The following is a 2,176-nucleotide window of genomic DNA, read 5'->3' on the forward strand; positions in this document are numbered from 1 at the left end:
GTCGCGGCGTCCGGCACGGGGGCGCTCCGCTCGGCGGCGGGGGGCCCGGTGGGGTCCCCCGCGTCGTCGGAGGCGCTTCCCTCCAGGTCCGTCAGGTCCTTCTGGTCCTTGGCGTATCGGCGCTCCATCCCCGCCCGGCCGGACAGCAGCCGGATGGCGGTGGAGAAGCGTTCCGTCGGACGGGCTTCATTGAGCTCGTCCTGCCTACGGAGCCACATCGGCACCAAGTAGGCGGCCCAGGCCCCGACGATGACTGCGTAGATGAGGCCGCTGCTGCTCACGCTTCACACCGTAGAGGGGCATGCGCAAGCACATCCGCCAATTGGCGCGGTGTGTCGCACGATCCGGCCGATATCTCGAACTTTTTTTGTGATTGTTTGGTTCGGCACTTCGCGAATGCGGTCATTTTGCAACGAAATTCGAACACTTATTTTATTTCTGTGAGGCGTTGGGCCGGATCCGGTGCCACCGGGTCAGCAGCCCCTCCGGGACCTCCTCGGCCGTCAGCACATAGACCAGATGGTCCCGCCAGCCGCCGTCGATATGGAGGTACCGCGGCCGCAGCCCCTCCTCCCGGAAGCCGAGCTTCTCCACGACGCGGCGGCTGGGCCCGTTCTCCGGCCGGATGCACACCTCGATGCGGTGCAGCCCGACCGTCCGGAAGCAGTGGTCGACCGCGAGGGCGACGGCCGTCGGCATGACGCCGCGGCCGGCCACGGCCTCGTCCACCCAGTAGCCGACGTGACCGGAACACATCGACCCCCAGGTGATCCCCGCCACAGTCAACTGCCCGGCCAGCCGCCCCTGGTACTCGATGACGAACGGCAGCATGCGCCCCGCGTGCGCCTCGGCGCGCAGATGGCGCACCATCTGCCGGTACGTCGGCCGCTGGATCATCGGCCCGCCGGGCGGTGGCGGCGGAATGGTCGCCTCCCAGGGGCGCAGCCACTCGCGGTTGCGCCGGTTGACCTCCCGCCACGCCCGCTGGTCCCGCAGCCTTATGGGCCGCAGTGACGTATCGCCGTCCGTCAGCTCGGCCGGCCAGGGGGCGTTCAGTTGGTGCTCCCCGACGGTCTGGGATGGTCCCCGCCCCGGATCTGGTCGACGGCGTGCGTCAGCAGCCGCCCCAGCACGGCCAGGCCGTCCCGGACCCCGCCCGTCGAGCCCGGGAGGTTGACGACGAGCGTCGTCCCGGCGACGCCGGCCAGCCCCCGCGAAAGGGCCGCCGTGGGGACCTTCGCGAGCCCCTCCGCCCGGATGGCCTCGGGGATGCCGGGGATCTCGTAGTCCAGGACGCGGCGGGTCATGTCGGGCGTGCGGTCCATGGGCGAGATGCCCGTGCCGCCGGTGGTCACCACCACGTCGTACGAGGCCGCCACCGCCTCCCGCAGCGCCTCCTCGACGGGGTCCCCGTCGGGCACCACCCGCACCTCCCCGACCTCGAAGCCGAGCGCGGCCAGCCCCTCGGCGAGGAGCGGGCCGCCCCGGTCCGGGTAGACGCCGGCGGCCGCCCGGTTCGAGGCGGTGACGACCATCGCGCGGTACGCCGCCGGGGCCGCGCTCACGCCGCGCCGCCTTCCCGGCCCTCGCGGGTCCACGTCCCGGACTTGCCGCCGCTCTTCTCCTCGACCCGTACGTCCGTGATGACCGCTCCCTTGTCGACCGCCTTCACCATGTCGATCACGGTCAGCGCGGCGACGGTGACGGCGGTCAGCGCCTCCATCTCGACGCCCGTGCGGTCGGTGGTCTTGACGGTGGCGGCGATCTCGACGGCGTCGTCGGCGACCGTCAGGTCGACCCGCACCCCCGAGACCGCCAGCGGATGGCAGAGGGGGATCAGTTCGGGGGTCCGCTTGGCGCCCATGATGCCCGCGATACGGGCCGTGGCGAGGGCGTCGCCCTTGGGGACCCCTTCGCCGCGCAGCAGCTCCACGACGCGTGGCGCGACCAGCACGCGGCCGGTGGCGCGGGCCGTGCGGGCCGTGACGTCCTTCGCGGAGACGTCGACCATACGGGCCGCGCCCGCCGCGTCGAGGTGGGTGAGGCGGGGCGGGGTGCCGGGGGCGCCGCCGCCCTCGGGGGTGGCCATCGGGTCCTGCGCGCTGCTCATCGTTCTCCCGGTCCGGTCCTTTTGGGCAGATACCGTACCGGCCGGAGCCGTCGGTCAGTCGAGGAG

At 72.4% G+C, this 2,176-nt stretch carries 3 protein-coding genes and 1 pseudogene; all 4 read right to left on the bottom strand.

What is annotated here, in order from left to right; genetic code table 11:
* Nucleotides 1-281 (bottom strand): annotated as a pseudogene (locus ACFU99_RS41460) (hypothetical protein); the annotation flags it as partial.
* Nucleotides 282-432: 151 nt separating this feature from the next.
* The gene (locus ACFU99_RS41465; protein WP_384403330.1) at nucleotides 433-1,056 is read right to left on the bottom strand and encodes a GNAT family N-acetyltransferase; all 624 of its coding nucleotides are present in this window, start codon (nucleotides 1,054-1,056) and stop codon (nucleotides 433-435) included.
* Nucleotides 1,053-1,535 carry a molybdenum cofactor biosynthesis protein B gene (locus ACFU99_RS41470; protein WP_384403333.1) on the bottom strand — a complete coding sequence of 161 codons (483 nt, stop codon included), beginning with the start codon at nucleotides 1,533-1,535 and terminating at the stop codon, nucleotides 1,053-1,055. The genes ACFU99_RS41465 and ACFU99_RS41470 overlap by 4 nt, the downstream gene beginning before the upstream one ends.
* Nucleotides 1,536-1,561: 26 nt before the next feature.
* Nucleotides 1,562-2,089, bottom strand: coding sequence for a cyclic pyranopterin monophosphate synthase MoaC (gene moaC / locus ACFU99_RS41475; protein WP_384403336.1), 528 nt, complete (start codon nucleotides 2,087-2,089; stop codon nucleotides 1,562-1,564).
* Nucleotides 2,090-2,176 lie beyond the last annotated feature (87 nt).

Origin of the sequence: Streptomyces sp. NPDC057654 (assembly GCF_042800135.1) — a bacterium.
GTDB lineage: Bacteria > Actinomycetota > Actinomycetes > Streptomycetales > Streptomycetaceae > Streptomyces.